This window comes from Plantactinospora soyae (genome assembly GCF_014874095.1).
In the GTDB taxonomy this organism is placed as follows: Bacteria; Actinomycetota; Actinomycetes; order Mycobacteriales; family Micromonosporaceae; genus Plantactinospora; species Plantactinospora soyae.
In genome coordinates this window covers 9,458,917-9,482,417 of record NZ_JADBEB010000001.1, presented here as the reverse complement: position 1 = coordinate 9,482,417, position 23,501 = coordinate 9,458,917, and the positions used below count along the sequence as shown (strand labels likewise).

The window sequence follows — 23,501 nt, the reverse complement described above, 5'->3', positions numbered from 1 at the left end:
CGACGGTGGCAGGCCTTTGGCCCTGACCACTGCGACCTCGTCGTTAGTGGTGCGGAGATCGCCTACGGGCGGTTGGCGAGTTCAACCGCCTCGGCGAGGAATCCGTCGAGGCGGGCGTCGGAGAAATCTTCCTCCGTGAGCACGTCAGTCGTGGCCACCCGGGCGCGCGCCGGAATCCAGCCCGGTCAAGGGTGATGCCGACGGATATCTGGCTGGTTGATACCGCCGGGGCTGGAATCCGGTCATCCGCCCTGGCCGGGTATCACCAACCGGGCCTGCCCCTTCTCCCACTCCACGGCGGAACTCGCCGCGCCGCGCCGGCCGCCACGGGTGTCCGGATAGAACGGGGTGTCGCTCCAGCCGATCACGACCTCGATCTCGGCGTCCGGGCCCAGCTCGTGGCGCTCCAACTCGACCTCGTCGGTGGGAGTCTCGGAGACCCGCATCCGGACGATCTCCTCCGGGATGCGCAACGGAAGCACCGCCGTACTGGCTGGATCCACCTGGGCGAAGCGGGGTAGCGCGCCCGCCGTCGACGGGATCAACTCGCGGCCCTCGTCGGTGAGCCGTACCAGAAAGCGCCCGGTGGCGTCGTCGAAGACGATGGCCCGGAGGTCCGAGATGTAGTGCACCGCGCGGTCCGGGCTCGGATTGCTCAGTTCCACCGCCAGCTCGATCATCCCCGTCCGCCGGGACATCCCTGCCATCCTGGCCTCCAGGCGTGGTTCACCATCCCCGCCATCGCCCGGGGGCTCGGCCTCGCTGCGGGTCATCTCAACACTCCCTCACTCCGTTCGGTGGCGTCGGTCCGTTCGGCGACCGCGATCGCGATGGCGGTCGCCGTCGGGTGTCGCTCGGCTAGCCGGCGCAGGAAGACCCGCCGTGGCGCCGGATTGCGCAGCAACGTGGACTCCAGCACGTCGAGTTCGCGCCGGGCGGTCGCGAGATCGAACGCTCCCCAGCAGGCGTCGATCGGCAGGTTGCCGGCCCAGTCGTCGACGGCGTCGGTGAACCAGGGCCCGACGGTGGCCGGCGGGGCGCCGGTACGGACCAGCCGCAGGAGCAGGTGGTACAGCCGTACCGGCTCCACCAGGCCCCAGGAGACGTGCGGATCGGGCAGCGCCCGACCGGCGAGCAGATCGGCCACCGTCTGCTCCGCCGGGCTCAACCCGGTCACACCGCGATGCCGGATGATCGCGAGCGCTCGGACCAGCGCCGAGCGCGCCGCGGTGGTCTCCGCCGGGTCGTCGAGCGCGGCGACGCAGCGCCGGCCGAGTTCCTCCGCGTCGAGGCCGTCGATCGCGTAGTCGCGGATCAGGCGCAGCATCCGGATCAGCGGCCGGACGAACCCGTGCAGGGCTGTCGCGCGTACGTCCAGATCGGTGGCCATGACGCCGACGACCTGCGGGCTGAACCCGTAGTACGCGTAGTGCAGCGAGTCGAAGAAGGCGTGGCCCACCTCGCTTCGCCGGAGGAACTGGTCCCGCAGCGTACGCAGTTCGGCCACCTCGACCGACAGCGGCGAGCCGGACGAGACCGACGCGACGATGCAGCAACTTCCGTTGCCACCTCCGCCGCAGCTCGTGCCGCAGTGGATGCCGGGATCCCGGAGCACCACCGGTTCGCCGTTGATGACGGCGAGTTGGGCCCGCATGTCGTTCTCGTCGGTGATCGCCGCCCGCTCCTCCGGCGACGACGGATTACAGGCGGGGGTCAGTTGGCGCAGGGTACCGCTGACGATCCGGAACGCGTGCGACAACTCGTGGTACGCCATCACCGGCAACGACAGTCGCAGGTCCAGCGTGCCGCCGCTGCCGGCCCTGGCCAGGCAGTATCCCTCGCCGTTCCGGTCACTGGTGTCGTAGATGACCAGGCAGGACGGGGTGCCGTTGAGCGGGGCGCCGGGTCCGGTCGTACCGGCGGGGGACAGGGCCGTACCGCCCACGGTGGTGATCAGCGTGCCGTCCCGGAGGGTGAAGTTGGCGCCGACGGCGAGGACGATGATGTCGATCCCGGCCGGGTTCACGGCGAAGTTCGTGTTGACCAGGGCGTCCAGCCGGGTCGGCGGGATCCCTGGATCCGTGCGCGCGTAGGTGACCTGCTGGAGATTGCCGGTCGGCGGGGCCAGCCCGATGCCGGTGTCGAGGTTCGCGATCACCGTCAGGTTCGCCATCGCCAACTCCGGCTGTACGGTTCCGGCGCCGGCTCCGACCGCGTCGTTCTGGATGAACAGCGTCACCGCGGTCCTCCGTTCGAGTCGGGCGGAGAGGCCGGCGTCCAGTCCTGACCATCCGGCTCGTACGGCTCCAGCCCCGGCACCGGGCACGCCTCGGGGCACGCCTCCGGCTCCTCGGGATCCGGCGGGCAGCACCTGGCGAGGTCGTTCCTGACGTCTCGCAGCCGGTCGAAGTCACCGGCCGCGGCCGGCTCGACCCGCTCGGCGATACCCTCGACGCGTTCCGCGATCCGGGCCACGGTCTGGCTGAGCCGGATCTGGGTGGTCATCTTGCGGGTGATTCCACAGAGCAGGTCGTTGGTGTTCTCCAACAGGCAGATGATGGCGTCGTGCTGCTCGCTGTGGTGCTGCGCCTGGACCAGTGCCGCCTTCTGGACCTCCCAGATCGCGAACAACCCACCCGCGAGGTTGGCGAATCCCGCCTGGAGGTGGCCGTCGAGGGTGGACACCCGGCCGTTCAGGGTGACCAGCTCGGTCCGGATCGCACCGCAGGCGTTGGCCGTCGCGGCGGTGTTGACGTTGATTTCGTCGAGCTTGGCGTTGATCTGGTCGGCCACGTCCTGGAGTGACGGCACGGCGCCCCCTCGGGTAGTGCCGGCCCGGTCATGTCACGGGCGCGGCGTGTTCCCTCAGTAAAGGCCGACGGCTGGCCATACAAAACGCGTGAACCATGACGGATCAACGACCCGAAAACGGTTCTCTTCGGGCGGGGGGACCGCAGCGGCTATCGGATCTGGGACAGCCTCCGCCGGGCGGTGTCCGGGGCCACGGTCAGCGGCGGCGACGCATCACGGCGTACACGCTGGAGGTGTTGAAGTTGGACATCACCACGAGTTCCCAGCCGGCGGCCTCGAGCATCTCGGCGGCGGCCATCGCGTGGATCGCCGGGTCGACCCGGAACCGGGCCGGCGAGATGATCGCGAGGTACCGATGGGGATAACCGGTCAGGTCGATTCGGCCCTCGAAGACCGAAGCTGCCTGGACGCTGCGGGTGCTGGCAATCGTCTCGGGACTGTCGGCGGAGGGCATCGGGAAAGGATAGGTGACGGCCTTCCTCCGGACGGTCCGACCGCTCTTTCGAGGGACTGCCGGAACTGGTCATCCGGGGAGATCGGACGGCGCCTCCGGGGGAAGGATCCGCTCGACGAGATTGGCGATCAGTTCATCGAGGTGAAACGGCGCCAGTACCCCCGGCACGGTGAGGTCGTCGACCAGCAGGCCGCTCATGGCGAGATAGAGCACCAGCACCGTGGTCTGGTCACCGGGCAGTTCCGCGTCGAGATGGAACCGGATGCTGTCCCGGAGGTTCGCGGTGAACACCTCGGTCAGCGCGGCCTGGAGCTCGGGCCGCCGGGTGGCTTCGAGGCGCAGTTCCAGCATGGCGAGGTAACTGCTCCGGTCTCGGAGCATGCGTCCGTACAGGTCCCGCATCAGTTGGGTGACCAGACTGCGGGTCCGCGGCGCCCGCATGGTTGCCTCCACCTCCGCCTCGACCGGAGTGAAGCGTTCCCGGGTCCGCCCGGTCACCTGGCCGAGCAGGTCGTCCCGGTTGGTGAAGTAGTTCGACGCCGTGCCGTTGGGCACCGCCGCCTCCACGTCGACGGCCCGGAAGGTCAGCCCGCGTGAACCGTCGCGGGCGAGCACTTCGATGGCGGCGTCGAGCAACGCCGTACGTCGGGCCGGGTTCTGCCGCATGAGGTCTCCTCGCTGACTCGGGTTGACACCACTCCAAGTGTAGTACTACGTTCAAACCACTCCACCTGGAGTACTGCAACAAGAGTGGTTTGAGGGGAACGAGGAACCAGATGCGAAAGCTCACCTACTACGTCGGCACCACGATCGACGGCTTCATCGCCGGTCCGGACGGACAGTTCGACTTCCTCCCGATCGAGCCGGACGTCCAGGCCACGATGAACGCCGAACTGCCCGAGACCGTGCCCACGCAGTTCCGGCCGGCGGTCGGGCTGACCGACGCCCCGAACCTGCGGTTCGACACGGTCCTGATGGGCCGGGGCAGCTACGAACCCGCCCTGCGCGAGGGGATCAGCAGCCCGTACGCCCACCTGCGGCAGTACGTCTTCTCCCGCACCCTGAACAACTCCGACCCGGAGGTGGAGATCGTCTCCGCCGACCCGGTGTCCTTCGTCCGGCAACTCAGGCAGCAGGACGGGGCGGACATCTGGCTCTGCGGCGGCGGCAACCTGGCCAGCCAGTTGCGTACCGAGATCGACGAGATGATCATCAAGCGCTACCCGGTGGTCATCGGCGCGGGCATCCCGCTGTTCGACGGTCCCTTCGACCCGACCCGCTTCGCCGTCACCGGTACCCGGGTCTTCGATTCCGGCGCCGCCGTCACCACCTACACGCGGACGTGAACCGGATCGGCGCGATGTCGGGCCGGTCGGGCCGATCGGAAAACACCGTGGCCATACCGTGCGGAGTGCGGGGAAGATGGCCCGGTGCGGATTCGAACGGCCCGACCGGCGGAACTTCCCGCGCTGCGCGACATCGAGCGGGTCGCCGGGCAGATGTTCCGGGATCTCGACATGCCGGAGATCGCCGATGACGAGCCGCTTACCCTCGACGAACTGGCCGGCTACCAACGCGCCGGTCACGCCTGGGTCGCGGTCGACGCCACGGACACACCGGTCGGATACCTGCTCGCCGATCTCGTCGACGGCGACCTGCACGTCGAACAGGTCACGGTGCATCCCCGGTGCGCGCGGCGGGGAATCGGCCGGCTGCTCCTCGAACACCTCGCCGGGTACGCGGGAACGATCGGCGTACCGGCGCTGACCCTCACCACCTTCGCCGATGTGCCGTGGAACGCCCCGTACTACCTGCGGTGCGGGTTCGTGACGTTGGACGACGGCGACCTCACACCCGGACTGCGCGCGATCCAGGCCCGGGAGGCCGCGCACGGTCTGCAACGGTGGCCCCGGGTGTGCATGCGCCGTCGGCTGTAGCCGGTCGGCCCGGCCGGGCGCCGCGACACCGCCGCCCGTCCGCTGGATGTCACTGCGGCGGGGGAGCCGGCGACTGCCGTCGCTGCTCCATCCGGCGGGCCAACTCGGTGCGCAGCGTCGCCGGCCCCGGCGTCAGACACCGCAGGGAGATCTTGCGTCGGTACGGTCGGGTGACGCGCGGCCGGCCGTGCTCTCCGATGAGGCTCCACTCCGACTGGTTCAGCACCGGTCGGGTTCGCTCGGGGTCCAGTGCCTCGATCACGAGCATCCGCGGAATCCCGCGACTCACCCGGGCGACGGCGATGTTGTCCCAGCCGATCGTGACTGGTTCCCCGTCGGGTCCGGTCAGGATCAGCCCCTCGTGGTTCAGGCAGACCGGCAGCCCCGAACTCGGGCTCCTGCCCGTTCCGGCGTTGCGTCTACCGAGCCGGATGCTGACCCAGGTGGCTACCCCGGTGGCCACCAACCAGGTCGCCATCCCGTCGTACCACGGATCGCCGAAGCAGAGGTTGAGCACCACCGCGAGGGTCAGGTAGGACACCACCGCCGCCACAATGAAGGACAGCCTCCACCGCTCGGACCATTCGAACCGCTTGAACCATTCGAACCGCTCGAACCATTCGAACCGCTCGAACCATTCGAATCGCTCGAACCGTACGTCCCGCTCGTCCCCGACCTCGTCGCCGATCGACACACCGCCATGTTAGGTGTGCGGGCATCGCTCAGGACTCGGCCATCTCGGCCGACGTCACCGCAATGACGGCAGCCTGGCCGCCGACGCCGACGCCGACGCCGACGCCGGAAGTGTCAGCCGGCCGGTACGGGGATCGGGCCCGGGCCGGGCAGCCGGTCTGGCGCGGTGAAGTTGTCGAGGACCAGCAGTTCGTTGCCCGGCCGTACCTCGGCGAGCAGAAGTTCCTGGCCCTTCCTGGTCAGTCGGATGCAGCCGTTGGTGGTGTTCCGGCCCAGTTCCCGGTCGTGGTGCCAGGTGTGCAGTCCGATGTGCGCGCCGCGCAGGCTGGACGGAACGGAATCCGCGTCGTCGGGTACGGAGCCCAGGGCGAAGACCTCGGTGTCCGCGTACACCCTGCCGGGCAGGACCGACCTGCCGAGGATGAAGGTACGGCCCAACGGGGTGGGGCTGACCGCCATGCCGAGGCTGACCGGCCACGACCGGACCAGGACGTCGTCCCGGTACCAATGCAGCCGGTGCGTCCGGCGGGCCACGACGATCAGGTCCCGCAGCACCACGGTGGTCCACGGCCCGGGTGGTACCCAGGCGATGGTCCGGTTCGCGGAGGGGAGCAGCACGGCGACCCAACCCGCCCGGCGGGCGACGATCGGCATCGTCAGCTCGACTCCGCTGATCGTGGGGGCGAGGAAGGCCCGGGGCCGACCACCGGGCGCGTCGTACGCGGCGATCCGGCTGATCGGCCGCAGTCCCTCGCCGAGCCGTACGGTCGACATCGGAGCGGGGTCCCGGGGAAATCCGCGTGGCGCCGGTCCGTAGTCGACCACCGGCAGGTTGGCCGGTGGCGGCACCGCCGGCAGCGTCGGCTCGGCGGTCGGCGCGGGCAGCCCGGTCCCGGTGGCGAACCCGGTCGGCATGATCGGCTCGACGCCGACGGGCGGCCGGTCGGCCGACCACCGTGGTACGGGCGACTCGCTGAGCACCGCCGCCAGGACGAGGGCAGCACCGAGTACGACGAGCACGGCGCTGGTTCGGCGGCGGGCCCGTCCCGGGGTCAACGGGTTTAAGCGGACAAAAGCCACTCGACCACTGTAAGTGACCGGCTGACCCTGACCCGTGATTACGGGGGTTCGCGTGTCCGGGCGGTTGTCGTCCGGCACGCGGCCCCACCCGTACGGGCGGCCGACCCGAGGCGGGCTGCCGGCGCCCGGCCGCGTGCCAGACTGGCGGAATGAATGATCATTCTCCGGTCCGCCAACTCCGGTTGGTGGTCACCGCGGACGACTACGACGAGGCCCTGCGGTTCTACCGGGACGTGCTGGGTCTGCCGGAACGGGCCGCATTCTCCTCAGCTGACGGCCGGGTCAGCATCCTGGAGGCCGGTCTGGCCACGCTGGAGATCGCCGATCCCGGGCATGCCGAGTACATCGACGAGGTCGAGGTCGGCCGGCGGGTCGCCGGACACATCCGGGTCGCCTTCGAGGTCGACGACGCGTCGGCGGTCACCGCGACCCTGGCCGACGCCGGTGCGACGGTGATCGCCGAGCCGCGCCGTACCCCGTGGAACTCGTTGAACTCCCGGTTGGCGGCACCGGGTCATCTGCAACTGACCCTCTTCACCGAACTGGGCAGTGATCCGGCGGGACCGCCGCCGGGGGAGTGAGCCGGCCGTCGAGCGGTCAGAGCCGGATCGGCATCAGGATCGAGAATGCCCGGTCGTCGTCGAGTCGGCGTACCGCCAGTGGTCTGATCGGGCCGTCGAGTTCCAGGACCAGTTGTCCCGGGCCGGCCGCGTCCAGCGCGTCGAGCAGGAATTCCCGGTTCACCCCGACCCGTACGACGTCCGGATCGGGTGGAGCGTCGGCACCGGAGACCGTCAACGCGTTCCCGGCGTCGACCATGAGCACGCTGACCGCACACGGGGCGCCGTCGTCCTCGCGTACCACCGTCCGGGTCTCGGTGGCGGCCAGCCGCTCGCGCAGCCCGGCCACGTCCACGGTCACCCGGCGCCGATCCGGGCCGCCGGTCGTCTCCCGCAGCAGCCGGCGGTAGTCGGGAAAGTCGTGGCCCAACGCCGTCCCGGTCACCTGCCGGTCGCGGAACCGCAGGCTGATGCCGTCGGTGTCGAGGACGACGGTCGCCGGCCCGCCGCCGGTCAACAGGTTGCGCGCCTCGTCCACGAAGCCGACCGGGGCGAAGACGGTGGGGGCGAGCCGGTCGGTCGTACCGGCCGGGTCCGCCGGCTCCGGCGGTAGGTCGGCGGTCTCGGGCAGATCGCCGCCGACCTCGGAGAAGGCCATCCGGTACCGGTCCGTGGCGACGAGCCGCAGGATGCTCCCGTCTACCTCGAACTGGACACCGCCGAGCATCGGCAGTTCGGGATCGTCCCCGACCGCGAAGCGGACGGCGTCGACCGCCGCCGCCAGGTCCCGACCGGGTACGGTCAATCGGCGCCGAGCCCCGACCATCGGCTGTGCCGAGGCGGTGAACAGGGCCCGAAGCCGGAAGATCTCCCGTCGGGCGTCGCCGAGACCGTCCTCCAGCCGGCGCAGATGCGCGTCCAACAGGTCGGGTACGGCGGCCGGACTCGACGCGCGGAGATCGAGCAGTCGGGTGATCTCGGCCAGTGGCATGCCGACCCGGCGCAACCCGGCCACCAGTCGGGCGGCCGGAACCTGCTGCTGGGCGTACCGGCGGTACCCGGTGCCGGGGTCCACCAGCGCGGGCGCCAGTACGCCGGCCCCGTCGTAGAACCGCAGCGCGCTGACGCTCAGCCCGCTGGCCCGGGCCATCTCGCCGATGCTGAGCAGTTCAGTTCGCACGTCCACGTCGGGGAATTCTGCCGCCTCGACCAGGTCGAGGGTCAAGCCGCTCCGGCCACCGGTCGCCCGCCGGGCGTACCGGCACTCGTCCCGGGTCGGCAGACGCGGTAGCGGCGTCGGCGCCACCGACAGGATGACCGGTCGCGACAGGACCGGGTCGCGGCGCTACGGGGTGGGGGCTTACGGGGTGAAGACGACCCGGACGCAGCCGTCCGTCCGGTCCCGGAACAGGGTGTAGCCGTGCGCCGCGTCGTCCAGCGACAGCCGGTGCGTCGCCAGGTACTCGGGTCGCAACCGCGCCCGGCGCATCCGGTCCAACAACGTCGGGATGTAGCGCTGGCCGTGTTGCCGGGCGGCCCGGACCGCCAGTCCCTTGTTCAGCATCGCCCCGAGCGGAAAGGCGTCGACGAATCCGGCGAAGGCGCCGAGGACGACGACGTTGCCGCCCTTGCGACACGCGTGCACCGCCTCGCGTACCGTGGCCGGCTGGTCCGCTCCGGGGCGCGCCCGCCGCCCGGCCCGGCCCGCCGCCGGATCCTCCGCCAGCATCCCGACCGCCTCGATGCAGACGTCCGGTCCCCGGCCGCCGGTACGTTCGCGTAGCTCCGAACCGACGTCGACCCGCTCGTAGTGCAGCGTCTCCGCACCGGTGTGCCGCTCGACCAGGGCGAGCCGGTCGTCGAGCCGGTCGATGCAGATGACCCGGTCCGCCCCGAGGGTCACCGCCGCCCAGGCCGCCAACTGGCCCACCGCGCCACAACCCCAGATCGCGACCACGTCACCCGGCCGTACGCCAGCCAGGTCGGCACCCATCCAGCCGGCCGGCGCCGAGTCCGAGGCGAACAGCGCACGGTCGTCGGTCACCTCGTCCGGTACCCGGAACGCGCCGTGGTCGGCGTAGGGCACCCGGACGTATTCGGCGTGGCTGCCGGCGAAGCCGCCGAGCGCGTGTGAGGAGCCGAAGCATCCGGCCGGTACCGCCCCCCAGGCCAGTTCCGCCGTCGCGGGATCGGTGTTGCCGTTGTCGCAGCAGGAGAAGAGCCCCTGCCGGCAGTACCAGCACCGGCCGCAGGCGATGACCGAGCAGACCACGACGCGGTCGCCGACCGAGTGCCGACGTACCTCCGGCCCGACCTCCACCACCTCGCCCATGAACTCGTGCCCGAGTACGTCACCGGCCCGCATGCCCGGAAACCGGCCACCGATCAGGTGCAGGTCGGAGCCGCAGGTCATGCTCTGCCGTACCCGGACGATCGCGTCCTGGGCGTTGACGATCCGCGGATCCGGCAGCCGCTCCACGGCGATCTCGTCGGGACCCTGCCAGCAGAGGGCCCTCATTCGCTCATCACGCTCCTCCGCCGCTCCGAGCCGTCCACGCTCCTCCGCCGCTCCGAGCCGTCCACGCTCCTCCGCCGCCCCGAGCCGTCATCGTCCGAGACCGGTGGGTGAACCTGGCTCGTCCGCAAGGGGTGAACCGCGACGGTCGGGGTATCCGCCTCGGGCAATTGAGCTGGGTCGGCCGGAGGGGGACCGTTGTCGACGGAACGGATCGAGGACGTCGCGACCGCGCCACCGCGAAGCAGCACCACCGCGTCACCGCGAGGCAGCGCGACAGTGCTGGCCCGCCCGGACGCCGGCCCGACGGTGCCGCTGCTCACCGCGAAACTGGCCGTCGTCGCGCAACCCGGTGCGGTTCTGCTGCCCCGACCCAGACTGTTCGAGCTGCTCGACGCGGGGACGGCCGGTCCGCTGACCCTGGTGTCGGCCGCCGCGGGCTGGGGCAAGACGGTCCTGCTCAGTTCCTGGTACCGGGCGCGCGGCGAAACGGAGCACCCGACTGCCACACCGGCGGAACCTCCCCGGCTGGGCTGGCTCTCACTGGAGCCGGGGGACGGTGGAGAGCGGCTCTGGTCATATCTGGCCGCCGCGTTGGGTTCGGCCACGACCGGACAGGAACCGGATGCCGGGTACCAACCGGCTTCCGGGTACGGACTGGAGCAGCTTGCCGACGAGCTGACCCGACGGGCCGAACCGGTCATCGTGGTCCTGGACGACCTGCACCAGGTGGACGACCCCGAGGTGTCGAGCGGGCTGGAGTTCCTGCTCCGGCACACGGCAGGCCGGCTCAGGCTGGTGATCGGCTGCCGGAAGGATCCCGGGCTGGCCCTGCACCGCTGGCGGCTCAGCGGTGAGTTGACCGAGATTCGTGCCGCTGACCTGGCGTTCCGCCCCGAGGAGGTCGCGGACCTGTTCGCCGCGTACGCGGTGCCCCTGCCGACGGAACAGACCCGGGGGCTGTACGGCCGTACCGAGGGGTGGCCCGCCGGGCTGCGGTTCGCCGCCCTGGCCCTGCCGGGACATCCCGATCCGGCCCGGTTCGTCGACGAGTTCACCGGAGAACATCCGGCGGTCGCCGGCTACCTGACCGAAGAGGTGCTCGCCGGTCTGTCCACGCAGACCCGCGACGCGTTCTGCCGGGCGTCTCTGGTGGCGGGCTTCTCGGCGGACCTGCTCAACGCGTTGACCGACCGCACCGATGGCGACCGGCTACTGACCGAACTCGACCGGCACGGTGGGTTCGTGATTCCGCTCGGCAGCCGCCCTGCGGCGTACCGCTGCCATCCGATGCTCGGCGAACTGCTCCGGGCCGAGGTGAACCGACGCCCTGCGGAGCAGGTGGCGCGGCTGCACCGTCGGGCGGCGACCTGGTTCGCCGCGAACGACCTGCCGGCCGAGGCCCTCCGGCACGCGCTCGCCGCCGACGACCGGGCGTACGCGATCGCCGTACTGCTCCGGCACTGGCCGGACCTGCTCCCGTACGGCCAGTGCGGTCCGGTACGGCCGGCACCGTCGCCGCCCCCCGCCGAGCGGGTCCGGGCCGATCCCGAACTCGGCCTGGCGTGTGCCGCCGAGCGGCTGGACGGCCGGGACCCGATCGCCGCGACCGGTCATCTGGACCGGGCGTCCGAGTACGCGGAGCTGCTCGACGACGTGCGGCGGGACCGGTTCCGGCGGATCGCCGTGGCACTGCGGCTGGCCGTCGCCCACCTGGCCGCCGACGAGCCGGCAATCCGGGCCGGCGTCGCCGCGCTGGCTCCCGACCAGCCGGCGGTCCGGGTCGGTGTCGCTGCCCTGGCTCCGGACGAGCCGGAGATCCGAGGGGCCGCCGCCCTGGCTTCCGGCGAGCGGGTGGTCCGGGTCGGCGTCGCCGAACTGCTACAGCCGGCCGGGGCCGACCGGACCGATCCGGAGGCGTGGGGCCGGACCGTGGCCCGGATCGTCCCCGCCGCACTGCGGTTCGGGACCGGGCAACTGGGGATCGCCGAGGTCGACATCGTCGACGGGATGGCCGAAGCGACCCGTACCGGGCTGTCCCGGACCGCGCGGTTGTGTCTCGGGCGGCTGGCACTGGCCCGGGCGATCCGGGGTGAACTGACCGCCGCCGAGCAGGCCGCTCGGGCGACGCTGGGCGCCGTACCGTTCGGTGGCCTGGTCCGGCCGGCCGATGGCGTACACGCGCACCTGGCCCAGGCCCTCGTCGCAGTGCACCGGGACCGCCGCGACGACGCCGGCTCCAATGTGCTGCGGAGCGTGCGGGCGGCCGAGGACACCGACGAGCCGCTGGTCGTCGGCCTGATCGGCATGCTCCAGGCCCGGTTGCTGCGCGATCGGGGCGATCTGACCGGTGCGCACCAGGCGTTGACGGAGAGCCGCCGGCGGTTGGGCGACCGGGCCGAGAATTCACCACTGGCGCACTGGCTGCTGATCGCCGAGGCCGAACTGCGAATCGCGCACGGTGACGTCGAACTGGCCCGTGAACTGCTGATTCCGGCGGTGGAGGGGGGCGGCGTACCGGTGGCGGTCGCGCTCGCCCGGACGTACCTGTTGGCCGGGGATCCGCGCGGCACGGTGCGTACGCTGCCGGACTGGGACTGTCCGGACGCGGCGGGCTGGCCGTTGCCGGTCCGGCTGGAGGCCGGCCTGCTCGGCGCGGAGGCGACCCGGCTGACCGGCGATCACCGACGGGCCGCGCGGAGCCTGGAACGGGTGCTCCAGTTGGCCGAGCCGGAGGGCTTCCGGCAGGTCTTCACCAGGGCCGATCCGCCGGTACGGGAGCTGCTCGCCGCGCACCTCGACGCGGGTACGGCGTTCTGGCCCCTGGTCAGCGAGCTGCTCGGCGCCATCGACGGTGCGGGCAGGCCGTCGCCGACGGTGACGCCGCTGCTCGGCGAGCCGCTCACCGAGCGGGAGCTGACCGTGCTCCGCTACCTCCAGAGCATCCTGTCGAATGTCGAGATCGCCGCGGAGATGTCGCTCTCGGTGAACACCATCAAGACGCACGTCCGCAACATCTACCGGAAGCTCGACGCGACCCGACGCCGGGACGCCGTACGCCGGGCCCGCGAGCGGAAGCTGCTCTGAGGGGCGGCCGGGCGAGCCGTCACAGCCGTACGGTGATGTGGTTGTCCACGCTGGTCACTCCGGGCGCGGACCAGGCGACCCGTTCGGCCTCCTCGCGTTCCAGCCAGGATCGGACGGTACCGGCCAGGATCACCGAATCGCCCTCGATCCGGATGTCGATCCGGGCCGCGTCGGTCTCCACGCTGCGCAGCAGGGCGCTTCGGATCCGTTCGGAGATCTCGTCCGACGCCGGCTCCTCGCGAGGCTGTACCGAGATGCCGTTGGTCAACCCGCGTACCCCGGACAGCCGGCGTACGGCCTGCTCGGCGGCGCGCCGCTGGTACTCCCACTCGACCTCGCCCCGCAGTACGACCCAGCCGTTGGAGACGGTCACGTCGAGCGCCGCCACCGGAACGAAGGCGTCCCACTCCAGCGCCCGGTCGGCGGCCGCCGCGATCTCCGGATCGGTGCGCTCGGCGGAGCTCGGCAGCCGTACCTCGATGTCGTTGGCGATCGCCCGGACCCGGTTCACCCGGTGTGCGGCGCGCTCCGCCGACCACTTCTTGGCGTAGTTGTCCACCCAGCCGCTCAGGGTCACCACGCCGTCCCGGACCGCGACGCCGATCTCGTTCGGCTGGACCCGGGGCTCCCAGCCCAGTTCCTCCAGCACGTCACGCTGGATCTCCTCGTCGCTGCGGATCGTCGTCCGGGTGGCCATGGTCGTTCCTCCCACGGTCGAGGTTCCAGGCGGCGTGTGGCGTCGCGGGCACCGTGCCGGGAGCGCGACCCGACGGATCCCGCGCCCGGTAGGCTGCGGCCCGCCGGTCACGCCCGTTGACTCGACCCTCGCTCGTGCTCGGGTGAGGTCTCCTCACCCCACCGGGGTGAGCCGGGAAGAGCGGGAGTGACAGCCCGAACCACATCAGGAATCATCAATGCCGGTGTGCTGCGGGTGGACAGGGCCCGAGCCGGAAGGACATGGCGGATGACGATCGAGCGGCAGACAGTGCCGGCCGGGCAGGACGAACGGACCGGCGACGGGTCGGAGGCGACGGCCGGGCCGCGCCGGGCGGGCGGGGCGGGCGGGGACGGTACCGGGCGCACCGGATCGGGGCGCCGGCTCCGGGGCGCCGTCGTACGCCTGGTCACGCACGAGTGGATGCTCGCCGTGCTCGGTGGGCTGCTGCTCGCCGTACTGCTGACCTGGCCGACGCTGCGCGACATCACCTCGACGGTCCCACAGGACATCGGTGACCCGATCCTCCAGGCCTGGCAGATCGCCTGGGGCGGGCACGGGCTGCTGCACGATCCCACCCAGTTGTGGCACTCGAATACCTTCTATCCCGAGCCGTACACCTATGCCTACTCCGACACCCTCCTCGGGTACGCCCCGGCGGGCATGATCGGCGAGGGCCCGGTCGCGGGCGTCGTGCGTTACAACATCCTGTACGTCCTGACCCACGCCCTCGCCTTCGTCGGCGCGTACGCCCTGGTTCGGCAGCTCGGCGCGGGCCGGATCGGCGCGGCGGCGGCCGGGGTCGCCTTCGGGTACGCCCCGTGGAAGTTGGCCCAGGCCGGCCACCTGCACGTGCTGTCGATCGGCGGCATCGCGCTGGCCCTGGCGATGCTGGCCCGGGGACACGGCTGGTCACTGCGGCACGGGTACCGGCCGGACCGGCGACGTCCCGGCTGGGCCTTTGCCGGCTGGCTGGTGGCGGCGTGGCAGATGACGCTGGGCTTCGGCATCGGGCTGCCCTTCGGCTACGTCCTGGCGTTGGTCTGCCTGGCCGCGGTCGGCACGTTCGGCTGGTCCTGGTGGCGTCGGAGCCGCCCGGTGTTCGGGCGCCGGCTGCTCGTCGCCGACCTGGCTGGCGGCGTGGTGTTCACCGGGGTCACGCTGCTCATGGCGTTGCCGTATCTGGAGGTGGTGGCCCGGCATCCGGCCGGTCGGCGGACGCTGGAGCACGTGGCGCAGTTCTCGCCACCGATGCGGGGCTTCCTGACCGCGCCGCCGGAGAACTGGCTCTGGGGCGAGCGGCACGCCGCCGCCCGGGAGAGCCTCAGCTTCGCCGGTGAGATGACCCTGCTGCCGGGAGTCGTGCTGATCGGCCTCGCGTTCGCCGGGCTCTTCTTCTCGGTGTGGCGGCTGCGGCACCGGGTGCTGCTCGGCGTCGGGGTACTGGTCAGCGTCGCACTGGCCAGCGGCACGAACTTCGGCGGCGACGGTAACCCCGGGTACGCCACGCTGGTGCTGCACGCTCCCGGCTGGGACGCGATCCGTACCTCCGGCCGGCTCGTGATCTGGACAACGCTGCTGCTCGGGATCCTGGCCGCCGGGGCGCTCAGCGCGATGACGGCGCGGCCGTCGGCCACCGACCGTCCCGCCGACCGGGACCCGGGCCGGAACCCGAACGGAACCGCGGACACGGCTCCGGGCAAGGCCGCCGACTCCGACTCCGACGCTGACGACTCCACCAGCGCCGGCCACGCCGCCGACTCAGCCGCCGACCCCGCGCGTTCCGGCGCGTCGGCGGCCGGGGCGCCGGCCGGGTCGTCCGTCGGGGCGGACCCGGACCCGGACCCGGACGCCGGATCGTCCGGCGGGTCGGATGCCGTGGACGCCGGACCGGCAGAGCGGGCGGACGGGCCGGTGCCGCTGCTGCGGCCGGCCGCGTACCAGCCGCCGCCGGGCGTCGAGGACACCGACCGGAAGGCGCCGGCCGAGCGGGCCGCCGACGTCAGGAAGATCCTGGTACGGCTGCTCGCGCTGGTGCCGCTCGCCCTGATCCTTCTGGAGGGCGTCAACACCACTCCACACGCGCCGGTGCTGCCCCAGCCGGCGGCCATGCGTACGGCGCAGGGGCCACTGCTGGTGCTGCCGGCCAGCGGAACGCTGGAGTTCAGCGTGATGCTCTGGTCCACCGACAACTTCCCGAAGATAGTGAACGGGCTGGCCGCCTTCACCCCGGAGTCGCAGGCGCAGACCCACGCCATGACGGCGGCCTTCCCCGACCAGGGCAGCGTCAGCTACCTGCGTGACCTGGGCATCCGTACCGTGGTGGTGCTGCCGGAGTATCTGCCGGGTACGCCGTGGCAGGACGCGTTGATCCGGCCGGTGGACGGGTTGGGCATCTCCCGCGAAGAGGTCTCCGGCTCGGTGGTGTTCCGACTCGGCTGACGCGCGGCCCGCCCGCCCCATCCACGATGGAGCGCGGGCGGGCGGCCAGGCTTAGTTTACTAGTCAAACTATTGACAGCGAGCGCAGGCGTGTGTGAACGTCTGCACGAGGCCGTCGAGGGAGCCAGGACGACGCCACGGGAGCCCAGGGCAGCTCCCGATCGAGATCGCACGTCCACGCACGCGACCGCCGGAACAGGTCCACGTACGCGACCGCCGGAACCGGACGGCTCGGACCGTCTCCGGTGACCATCCGCGGAACGCTCGCCGTGCCGGGCGGTTGTCCTCTCCGGCGTGCCGTTCCCCCGGGTACGCCGGTCGGCGCAAGCTCTTCGACACAGGGAGCCGTACATGCGTAGAAGTCTCGCCAGTGCGCTCGCGGCCGTAGTGGCCGCCGGCGCGGTGGCCGTGGTGGCCCAGGTCGCCGTCAGCCCCTCCGCCGCACCGGCCTCGGCGGCCGCGGCCGAGCCGTACTCGTGGCGGAACGTCCGGATCGACGGCGGCGGCTTCGTTCCGGGCATCATCTTCAACCCCACCGAGCGGAACCTGATCTACGCCCGTACCGACATCGGCGGGGCCTACCGCTGGGAGCAGTCCAGCCAGTCCTGGACCCCGCTGCTGGACTGGGTGGGCTGGGACCGGTGGGGCTGGAACGGCGTGCTGAGCATGGCCACCGATCCGGTGCAGACCAACCGGGTGTACGCGGCCGTCGGGATGTACACCAACGACTGGGACCCGAACAACGGCGGGATCCTCCGCTCCACCGACAGGGGCAACACCTGGCAGGCGTACCAGTTGCCGTTCAAGGTCGGCGGCAACATGCCGGGCCGGGGCCAGGGCGAGCGGCTCGCGGTCGACCCCAACCGGAACAGCACCCTCTACTACGGTGCCGAGGGCGGGAACGGGCTCTGGCGCAGCACCGACTACGGCGCCACCTGGGCGAAGGTGACCAACTTCCCGAACGTCGGCAACTACGCCCAGGATCCGAACGACCCCAACAACTACCTCAACGGCAACCAGGGTGTCACCTGGGTGAGCTTCGACAAGAGCACCGGCACCGCCGGCAACGCCACCCAGACCATCTACGTCGGGGTCGCCGACAAGGCCAACCCGGTCTACCGCAGCACCAACGGCGGTACGAGCTGGGAACGGATCGCCGGGCAGCCGACCGGCTACCTCGCGCACAAGGGTGTCGTCGACCCGGTCGGCGGGTTCCTCTACATCGCCACCAGCGACACCGGCGGCCCGTACGACGGGGCCAAGGGCGACGTCTGGAAGTTCAACCGCTCGACCGGCGCCTGGACCCAGATCAGCCCGATCCCGTCCAGCAGCGCCGACGCGTACTTCGGGTACAGCGGTCTGACCATCGACCGACAGAACCCGAACACCATCATGGTGGCCACGCAGATCTCCTGGTGGCCGGACGCGATCTTCTGGCGCAGTACGGACGGCGGCGCGACCTGGACCCGGATCTGGGACTTCGGGGCGTACCCGAACCGGACCAAGCGCTACACCATGGACATCAGCTCGGTCCCGTGGCTCTCCCTCGGCGCCAACCCGGCCCCGCCGGAGGAGGCGCCGAAGCTCGGCTGGATGAACGAGTCCCTGGAGATCGACCCGTTCGACGGCAACCGGCTGATGTACGGCACCGGCGCCACCATCTACGGCACCACCAACCTGCGCAACTGGGACAGCGGCGGCACCCTCACCATCCGGCCGATGGTCCGGGGGCTGGAGGAGACCGCCGTACTGGACCTGATCAGCCCGCCGTCCGGTGCCCCGCTGGTCAGCGGGCTCGGCGACATCGGCGGCTTCCGGCACGCCAACATCGACGCCGTACCGCCGATGATGTTCCAGCAGCCGTACTTCACCAGCACCACCAGCCTGGACTTCGCCGAGCTGAACCCGGGGATCATGGTCCGGACCGGCAACTTCGCCGACTCCGAGCGGCCCAACGACAGCCACGTCGCCTTCTCCACCGACGGCGGGGCGAACTGGTTCCAGGCGCAGGAGCCGGGCGGGATCAACAACGGCGGCACGGTCGCCACGGCGGCCGACGGCAGCCGGTTCGTCTGGGCACCCGGCGACTCGGGCCAGCAGGTGGTCTACTCGGTCGGGTACGGCAACTCGTGGAGCCAGTCCAGCGGCATCCCGGCCAACGCCCGGATCGAGTCCGACCGGGTGAACCCGAACAAGTTCTACGGCTACTCGGCCGGCCGGTTCTACGTCAGCACCAACGGTGGGCAGAGCTTCACCGCCACCGCCGCGACCGGGTTGCCGAGCACGGACGCGAAGTTCAAGGCGGTGGCGGGCGCCGAGGGCGACATCTGGCTGGCCGGGGAGACCGGGCTGTTCCGGTCGACCGACTCCGGTGCCAGCTTCACCAAGCTCGCCAACGTGAGCGGCGCGGTCAACGTCGGCTTCGGCCGGGCGGCACCGGGGCAGACGTACCCGGCCGTCTTCCTGGTCGGCACCGTCGACGGCGTACGCGGGGTGTACCGGTCGGACAACTCCGGTGGGGTCTGGGTCCGGATCAACGACGACCAGCACCAGTACGGCAACATGGGCGAGGCGCTGACCGGTGACCCGAGGGTCTACGGCCGGGTCTACCTGGGTACGAACGGCCGGGGGATCCTGGTCGCCGATCGGCTGGGCGGGCCGACCGCCACCCCGACCACCCGACCGCCGACGACCCAGCCGACCACGACGCCACCCACCACCCGGCCGCCGACCACGCCACCCACCACCCGGCCGCCGACGACACCACCCACCTCGGCACCGCCGAGTGGTGGCTGCTCGGCCGCCTACCGGGTGACCGGCTCCTGGCAGGGCGGCTTCCAGGCCGAGGTGACGGTCCAGAACACCGGTACGTCGGCGATGACCGGCTGGACCGTGGGCTGGAGTTTCGCGAACGGACAGACGATCAGCCAGATCTGGGGCGGCACCCACACCCAGACCGGTTCGTCGGTCTCGGTGCGCAACGCGGCGTACAACGGCAACCTGGCCGTCAACTCGTCCACCACGTTCGGCTTCATCGGCGGCGGGACCGGCACGAACGCCGTACCGGCGACGGTCAGCTGCGCGCGGGGCTGACTCCACCCGGACCGGGGCCCGCCGCGATCGCGGCGGGCCCCGGTTTTCCGTACCAGCGTCGACCGGTCGAGCCGGCCGACGGTTCGGGGACGGATCAGGGGGTGTCGAGCCGGACCGCCGGGTTGGCCCGGTCGACGTCCACGTACTCCAGTCGGTCGCTGGCGGGCAGTTCCTGCTCGGCCCGGGCCAGGGCGGCCCGGGAAGCGGTGGTGGCGGCCCAGGCCAGCGCGGCCCCGACCAGCCCTGCCCCGATCAGCCAGGCCCAGGGCAGGCCCGGGCGGCGGCCGGCGAGGGCGTCGTACGCCCGGTTCGCCCGGTGCCATGCCTCGTCGGTCACGGCACCGACCCGGTCGACGACCGGTTCGGTGAGGTGGGAGCTGGTCCGTCGGGCCGAGCGGGCGGTGTCGCGGGCGGCGTGCCGCACCGAGTCACCGGCCGAGTTGACGACGTTGGTCAGGTGTTCCCACGCCTGGTCGGTGACCCGCTCGGGCTTGCTCTGGTGCTTCAGCAGGTTGGTTCCGAGCATCGTGCTACCTCCTCGGTTGCCGAAATCAGCGGCCACTTCGGACAGAGGCGTCTGTTCGGCGCGGTTGCGGCTTGCTACTCGGGAGGTGCCCAGGCGTCTTTCCTGGCAAACCCGCGATCACGCCTCGAAGTCTGCCGGAACCGGACGGCGACCGTTGCCGGTACCGCCCAAGTGCTCAGCGAACCAGGACAACCGACGCACGCTGGGCGAAATCGTCATCGTCATCGTCGTCGTCATCGCCCCCGCCGCCGAAGCCGCAGGCCAGTACCAGAGCCAGCAGCGCGCCGACGCCGGCCAGTCCGATCAGTTTCCTCAGCATCAGGTGTCCCTTCCCGAACCTGGAGGGCCGTCCCGCGCGACGGCGGTCCGCCTCATGGTAGGTGGTCTGCGACACAGCCGCCCCCTTCCGCCGCGCCCGCACCACCCGCCCCCGGGCTTCTCGGCCACGCTTGCCCGCAGGTCGGAGCGGGGCCCGGCCGGGCTCGGGAACCGCTGGGACGGGTGCCGGCGAACCGAGCGGGCCACGACACAGTGTGCTGGTCGAGCGACGCCGACCGGTTGACGGCTAGGCTGAGGGCTGTGGGTGGCGAGGGTAGTGATGATCCCGGTACGGGCAGGAAAATTTAGCGTAGTTTGCCCCGTTACCAGGCTGGTTTGTCGGCTCGTTGAACAGATTGCCCCTCCGGAAGGGTGGCGATCGGGGCCGTCAGAGGAATACTCTCGGTCGCGGCCCGCGTACTGATTAGGCGCCCGGACATGGGCGAGTGGAGGTGCTCGCGTGAGCCTGTCGATCGTCAAGTCGGTCCTGCCCGGTGGAGTAGTGGAGATCGCCCCTCGTGGAGAAATCGACGTCGATACGGCGTACGAGGTTCGTGAGGCGATCGCCGGGGTGTTGACCAAGGGACGGCCGTCACGGATCGAGCTCAACATGCGACTGGTCAGCTTCATCGACTCGGTCGGCATCAGCGCCATGGTCGCCGGCTTCCAGACCGCAGAGGTCAGCGGCGTCAAGCTCGTGGTCACCGAACCGAGTCGGTTCGTCCACCGGCAACTCTGGGTCACCGGGCTGCTCGGCCTCTTCGGCGCCCCGGAACCCTACTTCGCGGGTGCCGCGTCCGCCGCCGAGGAAGTAAAGGTCCCCGGCGCCTGACCGCGATCCGGTCGGCGGCCCAGCGTCGCGTACCGGACCACCCAGTCAACCTCCCCGTGGATCGTCCAGGTCGGACAGATCCACGTCGGACGCCTCGGTGATTGCCCGGATAGCCGTCACCGAGGCGTAGCCCTCCGCCAGCCACGCCACATCGGTGCCCGGCACGACGCGTTCACCGGACTCCTCCAGGGCGGTACGCACAAACCCCTTGCCCGCCTCCGCCACCGTCATCTGCACCTGCCCGAACCCGGCCAGTGAGCCGCGCCGGACTCCGCGCAGTCGCTCGTACGGCAGGTCGGGGGCGTTCACGTTCAGCACGCTCTCCTTGGGTCCGGCGGTCAACCGGGGCAGCAGGTCCAGCGCCACCCGGGCCGCCGTCGCCCAGTGCCGTCGCTCGTCCCGGTCGCGACGCGGAACCGCTATCGCGGCACCCCCGCTGCCGGCGCTCGCCTCGCCCGCGGACAGTACGTCGAGCGAGACCGCCATCCCGTGGCAGCCGTTGGCGGCGGCGGTGAACGCCGCACCGACCGTGCCGGAGTGCAGCACCGCCCGGCCGGCGTTGGCGCCCCGGTTGACCCCGGAGAGCACCACCGCCGGTGCCGGACCGAACGCGCCGTGCAGGGCGATCAGGGTGATGAGCCCGGGTGAGCCGGCGACCCCGTAGGCCGGTACGCCGGGCAGCTCCTCGATCGAGTGTTCCTCGACCACCACCCGGCCGTCCCGCTCGACCGCGCTCATCGCGGCGCTGGCCCCGCTGGCCTCCTCGCTGGGCGCCGCGACCACCACCTCCAGGCCCCGGGCGGCGGCCGTCCGGGCCAGCCAGCGCAGTCCAGGGGCCGCGATGCCGTCGTCGTTGGTGATCAGTACGCGGAGTGTCATGAGTTGGTCGTCCGGTGCGCCAGTTCGTCGGGTGTCATCCGATCCTGCCGGTCGCTGCCGATCGGCGCCAGTCGGACCCGGTCGACCAGGCCCGCGATCGCCTCGGGCCGGCCGGTGCCGAGGCCGTGCCGGGTGACGTTCAGCGCCCCCGCCGCAGCCCCGGTCCGGACCGCCAGCCGTACGTCGCCGCCCTGGGCCAGCACCGCCGCCACCCCGGCGGTCATCGAGTCGCCGGCACCGCGTCGGTCCGCCACCTCCAACCGGGGCATGTCGAGTTCGGCGACCTCCCCGTCGATCAGGACCAGAGCGGGCTTCTCGGCCCGGCTGAGCACCACCGACTCGGCGCCGTTGGCGTGCAGCGCGTGGGCGACCCGGACGAGTTCCCCCTCGCTGTCGTCGGCGGCCCAGCCGTCCCGGATCAGCTCCTCGTGGCTGACCTTCAGCACCGACACGCCGCTGTCCAGCACCGCGGCCAGGTGTGCCCCGGAGAGGTCGGCGATCACCCGGCTGCCGTTGCGGCCCAGGTCGGCGGCGAGCCGGCGGTAGATGTCCGGCGCGACCAGGTTCGGCTGGCCGGGGCCGCTGAGGATGCTCACCTCGGCGCCCAGTCCCTCGCCCAGGGCGAGGTTGTAGAGGTCGTCCAGCTCGTGCCGGCTGAGCGCGTGGCCCGGTACCGAGGCGATCTCCTGGCGCTCGCCGTTGCGCCGGTCGTGCACGTAGCCGCCGCTGGTGGACTCGCGGTGGATCACCCGGAGGTCGACTCCCTCGCCGGCCAGCAGGGGTTCGAGCACCTGCCCGATCTCACCGCCGAGCCCGGCGCAGAGCACCACCGGAGTGCCCAGACACTTGATCATCCTGGCCTGCCAGACGCCCTGGCCGCCCGGATGCAGGTGGATCTCGGTCTCGTCGGCCGGTTGGTCGATGGTGACCGTGAGCTGGGGATCGGGGGCGAAGACCATGACATGTCCGCTCATGCCCGTTACATACCCTCTTGGGGCACTATTTATGCACTCAACTCAGCCGGAGACCCTCGTTCGCGGCATCAATCCGGCGGTACATCGGCGTCGAGCCGGGTCCGGAGCGCGACGGCCAACTCGTCCCGGCGATGCTCGTCGAGGAGCTGGTCGTCCGGCGGATGCAGGTAGCCGAAGACCCGTGGGCCGCGCCGGTCGGCGGGAAGGTCCGGCATCCGGGGTACGACGTGGAAGTGGACGTGCTCGAAGCCGTCCTGCTCGGCGAACTGGATCACGTACGTCTTCGCGCAGCCGGTGACCGCCCTGAGCGCCCGGGCGAGCCGGACCTGCCAGACGCCGAGCGTCGCCGCCTCCGCCCCGGTCAGCTCCGCGATCGAGGTCACGTGCCGGCGGGGGAGCAGCACCAGCCAACCGGGCAACGACGTGTCGAACGCGTGCGCCACCCGCCAGTGCGGATCTTCGGCCACCCGCTCCCGGGGTGGCAACTCCGGAAGCAGATCATTGTTCCGGCAGGCGAGACAGTCCACGATGGGAGCCTATTCATCCATCGATGCGGTGTCGACGGTCATAGTCGACCCGGGGACCA

At 71.4% G+C, this 23,501-nt stretch carries 22 protein-coding genes; 7 read left to right on the top strand and 15 right to left on the bottom strand.

Going from position 1 to position 23,501, the window contains the following annotated elements; genetic code table 11:
- Positions 1 to 242 precede the first annotated feature (242 nt).
- The 5 genes from H4W31_RS41330 to H4W31_RS41310 all read right to left on the bottom strand — a co-directional run bounded on the left by H4W31_RS41330 (position 243) and on the right by H4W31_RS41310 (position 3,931).
- On the bottom strand, positions 243 to 773 hold the full coding sequence (locus H4W31_RS41330; RefSeq protein ID WP_192771556.1) for a hypothetical protein: 531 nt from the start codon (positions 771 to 773) through the stop codon (positions 243 to 245).
- Positions 770 to 2,239: a hypothetical protein gene (locus H4W31_RS41325; RefSeq protein ID WP_192771555.1), complete on the bottom strand. Its 1,470-nt coding sequence runs from the start codon at positions 2,237 to 2,239 to the stop codon at positions 770 to 772. Before H4W31_RS41325 ends, H4W31_RS41330 begins: the two co-directional genes overlap by 4 nt.
- Positions 2,236 to 2,811 carry a hypothetical protein gene (locus H4W31_RS41320; RefSeq protein WP_192771554.1) on the bottom strand — a complete coding sequence of 192 codons (576 nt, stop codon included), beginning with the start codon at positions 2,809 to 2,811 and terminating at the stop codon, positions 2,236 to 2,238. Before H4W31_RS41320 ends, H4W31_RS41325 begins: the two co-directional genes overlap by 4 nt.
- A gap of 196 nt (positions 2,812 to 3,007) precedes the next feature.
- Positions 3,008 to 3,265 (bottom strand): transcriptional regulator, encoded by a 258-nt coding sequence (locus tag H4W31_RS41315; protein ID WP_192771553.1) that lies wholly within the window; start codon positions 3,263 to 3,265, stop codon positions 3,008 to 3,010.
- Between the two features lie 69 nt (positions 3,266 to 3,334).
- Positions 3,335 to 3,931, bottom strand: coding sequence for a TetR/AcrR family transcriptional regulator (locus H4W31_RS41310; protein WP_192771552.1), 597 nt, complete (start codon positions 3,929 to 3,931; stop codon positions 3,335 to 3,337).
- 110 nt (positions 3,932 to 4,041) lie between these two features.
- Here H4W31_RS41310 and H4W31_RS41305 point away from each other — a divergent pair, with 110 nt between their 5' ends.
- Together H4W31_RS41305 and H4W31_RS41300 are read left to right on the top strand one after the other, a co-directional pair.
- Complete coding sequence (locus H4W31_RS41305; protein ID WP_192771551.1) at positions 4,042 to 4,611, top strand: dihydrofolate reductase family protein; 570 nt, start codon at positions 4,042 to 4,044, stop codon at positions 4,609 to 4,611.
- 84 nt (positions 4,612 to 4,695) lie between these two features.
- Positions 4,696 to 5,202: a GNAT family N-acetyltransferase gene (locus tag H4W31_RS41300; protein ID WP_192771550.1), complete on the top strand. Its 507-nt coding sequence runs from the start codon at positions 4,696 to 4,698 to the stop codon at positions 5,200 to 5,202.
- Between the two features lie 49 nt (positions 5,203 to 5,251).
- Here H4W31_RS41300 and H4W31_RS41295 read toward each other — a convergent pair whose 3' ends face one another.
- Positions 5,252 to 5,896 carry a hypothetical protein gene (locus H4W31_RS41295; protein WP_192771549.1) on the bottom strand — a complete coding sequence of 215 codons (645 nt, stop codon included), beginning with the start codon at positions 5,894 to 5,896 and terminating at the stop codon, positions 5,252 to 5,254.
- A gap of 113 nt (positions 5,897 to 6,009) precedes the next feature.
- Positions 6,010 to 6,951, bottom strand: a complete 942-nt coding sequence (locus tag H4W31_RS41290) for a L,D-transpeptidase (protein ID WP_225945941.1) — start codon at positions 6,949 to 6,951, stop codon at positions 6,010 to 6,012.
- 173 nt (positions 6,952 to 7,124) lie between these two features.
- On the opposite strand from H4W31_RS41290, the gene H4W31_RS41285 reads away from it, so the two are divergent.
- Positions 7,125 to 7,556, top strand: a complete 432-nt coding sequence (locus tag H4W31_RS41285) for a VOC family protein (RefSeq protein WP_192771547.1) — start codon at positions 7,125 to 7,127, stop codon at positions 7,554 to 7,556.
- 16 nt (positions 7,557 to 7,572) lie between these two features.
- On the opposite strand, the gene H4W31_RS41280 is transcribed toward H4W31_RS41285, so the two are convergent.
- Positions 7,573 to 8,685, bottom strand: coding sequence for a DNA polymerase III subunit beta family protein (locus tag H4W31_RS41280; RefSeq protein ID WP_404825748.1), 1,113 nt, complete (start codon positions 8,683 to 8,685; stop codon positions 7,573 to 7,575).
- Positions 8,686 to 8,895: 210 nt separating this feature from the next.
- Positions 8,896 to 10,053, bottom strand: coding sequence for a zinc-dependent alcohol dehydrogenase (locus tag H4W31_RS41275; protein WP_192771546.1), 1,158 nt, complete (start codon positions 10,051 to 10,053; stop codon positions 8,896 to 8,898).
- Between the two features lie 195 nt (positions 10,054 to 10,248).
- Here H4W31_RS41275 and H4W31_RS41270 point away from each other — a divergent pair, with 195 nt between their 5' ends.
- Positions 10,249 to 13,137 (top strand): LuxR C-terminal-related transcriptional regulator, encoded by a 2,889-nt coding sequence (locus H4W31_RS41270; RefSeq protein WP_225945940.1) that lies wholly within the window; start codon positions 10,249 to 10,251, stop codon positions 13,135 to 13,137.
- A gap of 19 nt (positions 13,138 to 13,156) precedes the next feature.
- On the opposite strand, the gene H4W31_RS41265 is transcribed toward H4W31_RS41270, so the two are convergent.
- Positions 13,157 to 13,834 (bottom strand): BON domain-containing protein, encoded by a 678-nt coding sequence (locus H4W31_RS41265; protein WP_192771545.1) that lies wholly within the window; start codon positions 13,832 to 13,834, stop codon positions 13,157 to 13,159.
- Positions 13,835 to 14,101: 267 nt separating this feature from the next.
- Here H4W31_RS41265 and H4W31_RS41260 point away from each other — a divergent pair, with 267 nt between their 5' ends.
- Positions 14,102 to 16,294, top strand: a complete 2,193-nt coding sequence (locus H4W31_RS41260; RefSeq protein WP_192771544.1) for a hypothetical protein — start codon at positions 14,102 to 14,104, stop codon at positions 16,292 to 16,294.
- A 350-nt stretch (positions 16,295 to 16,644) separates the two neighbouring features.
- Positions 16,645 to 19,386, top strand: coding sequence for a cellulose binding domain-containing protein (locus H4W31_RS41255; RefSeq protein ID WP_192771543.1), 2,742 nt, complete (start codon positions 16,645 to 16,647; stop codon positions 19,384 to 19,386).
- Between the two features lie 94 nt (positions 19,387 to 19,480).
- On the opposite strand, the gene H4W31_RS41250 is transcribed toward H4W31_RS41255, so the two are convergent.
- Entirely contained in the window at positions 19,481 to 19,912 is a 432-nt protein-coding gene (locus H4W31_RS41250) for a hypothetical protein (protein ID WP_192771542.1), read from the bottom strand.
- Positions 19,913 to 20,087: 175 nt separating this feature from the next.
- Positions 20,088 to 20,231, bottom strand: coding sequence for a hypothetical protein (locus H4W31_RS41245; RefSeq protein ID WP_192771541.1), 144 nt, complete (start codon positions 20,229 to 20,231; stop codon positions 20,088 to 20,090).
- A gap of 459 nt (positions 20,232 to 20,690) precedes the next feature.
- Here H4W31_RS41245 and H4W31_RS41240 point away from each other — a divergent pair, with 459 nt between their 5' ends.
- Positions 20,691 to 21,062 (top strand): STAS domain-containing protein, encoded by a 372-nt coding sequence (locus H4W31_RS41240; RefSeq protein WP_192771540.1) that lies wholly within the window; start codon positions 20,691 to 20,693, stop codon positions 21,060 to 21,062.
- 45 nt (positions 21,063 to 21,107) lie between these two features.
- On the opposite strand, the gene surE is transcribed toward H4W31_RS41240, so the two are convergent.
- The 3 genes from surE to H4W31_RS41225 all read right to left on the bottom strand — a co-directional run bounded on the left by surE (position 21,108) and on the right by H4W31_RS41225 (position 23,442).
- The gene (gene surE / locus H4W31_RS41235) at positions 21,108 to 21,941 is read right to left on the bottom strand and encodes a 5'/3'-nucleotidase SurE (protein ID WP_192771539.1); all 834 of its coding nucleotides are present in this window, start codon (positions 21,939 to 21,941) and stop codon (positions 21,108 to 21,110) included.
- Entirely contained in the window at positions 21,938 to 22,915 is a 978-nt protein-coding gene (locus tag H4W31_RS41230; RefSeq protein ID WP_225945939.1) for a 1-phosphofructokinase family hexose kinase, read from the bottom strand. The genes surE and H4W31_RS41230 overlap by 4 nt, the downstream gene beginning before the upstream one ends.
- Before the next feature lie 68 nt (positions 22,916 to 22,983).
- Positions 22,984 to 23,442 (bottom strand): HIT family protein, encoded by a 459-nt coding sequence (locus H4W31_RS41225; protein ID WP_192771538.1) that lies wholly within the window; start codon positions 23,440 to 23,442, stop codon positions 22,984 to 22,986.
- Positions 23,443 to 23,501 lie beyond the last annotated feature (59 nt).

Excerpts from the sequence above, each read along its gene's own strand:
- H4W31_RS41330 (WP_192771556.1), bottom strand. The coding sequence starts at position 773 with ATGACCCGCAGCGAGGCCGAGCCCCCGGGCGATGGCGGGGATGGTGAA.
- H4W31_RS41315 (WP_192771553.1), bottom strand. The coding sequence starts at position 3,265 with ATGCCCTCCGCCGACAGTCCCGAGACGATTGCCAGCACCCGCAGCGTC.
- H4W31_RS41310 (WP_192771552.1), bottom strand. The coding sequence starts at position 3,931 with ATGCGGCAGAACCCGGCCCGACGTACGGCGTTGCTCGACGCCGCCATC.
- H4W31_RS41305 (WP_192771551.1), top strand. The coding sequence starts at position 4,042 with ATGCGAAAGCTCACCTACTACGTCGGCACCACGATCGACGGCTTCATC.
- H4W31_RS41285 (WP_192771547.1), top strand. The coding sequence starts at position 7,125 with ATGAATGATCATTCTCCGGTCCGCCAACTCCGGTTGGTGGTCACCGCG.
- H4W31_RS41280 (WP_404825748.1), bottom strand. The coding sequence starts at position 8,685 with ATGGCCCGGGCCAGCGGGCTGAGCGTCAGCGCGCTGCGGTTCTACGAC.
- H4W31_RS41275 (WP_192771546.1), bottom strand. The coding sequence starts at position 10,053 with ATGAGGGCCCTCTGCTGGCAGGGTCCCGACGAGATCGCCGTGGAGCGG.
- H4W31_RS41265 (WP_192771545.1), bottom strand. The coding sequence starts at position 13,834 with ATGGCCACCCGGACGACGATCCGCAGCGACGAGGAGATCCAGCGTGAC.
- H4W31_RS41260 (WP_192771544.1), top strand. The coding sequence starts at position 14,102 with ATGACGATCGAGCGGCAGACAGTGCCGGCCGGGCAGGACGAACGGACC.
- H4W31_RS41255 (WP_192771543.1), top strand. The coding sequence starts at position 16,645 with ATGCGTAGAAGTCTCGCCAGTGCGCTCGCGGCCGTAGTGGCCGCCGGC.
- H4W31_RS41250 (WP_192771542.1), bottom strand. The coding sequence starts at position 19,912 with ATGCTCGGAACCAACCTGCTGAAGCACCAGAGCAAGCCCGAGCGGGTC.
- H4W31_RS41245 (WP_192771541.1), bottom strand. The coding sequence starts at position 20,231 with ATGCTGAGGAAACTGATCGGACTGGCCGGCGTCGGCGCGCTGCTGGCT.
- surE (WP_192771539.1), bottom strand. The coding sequence starts at position 21,941 with ATGACACTCCGCGTACTGATCACCAACGACGACGGCATCGCGGCCCCT.
- H4W31_RS41230 (WP_225945939.1), bottom strand. The coding sequence starts at position 22,915 with ATGAGCGGACATGTCATGGTCTTCGCCCCCGATCCCCAGCTCACGGTC.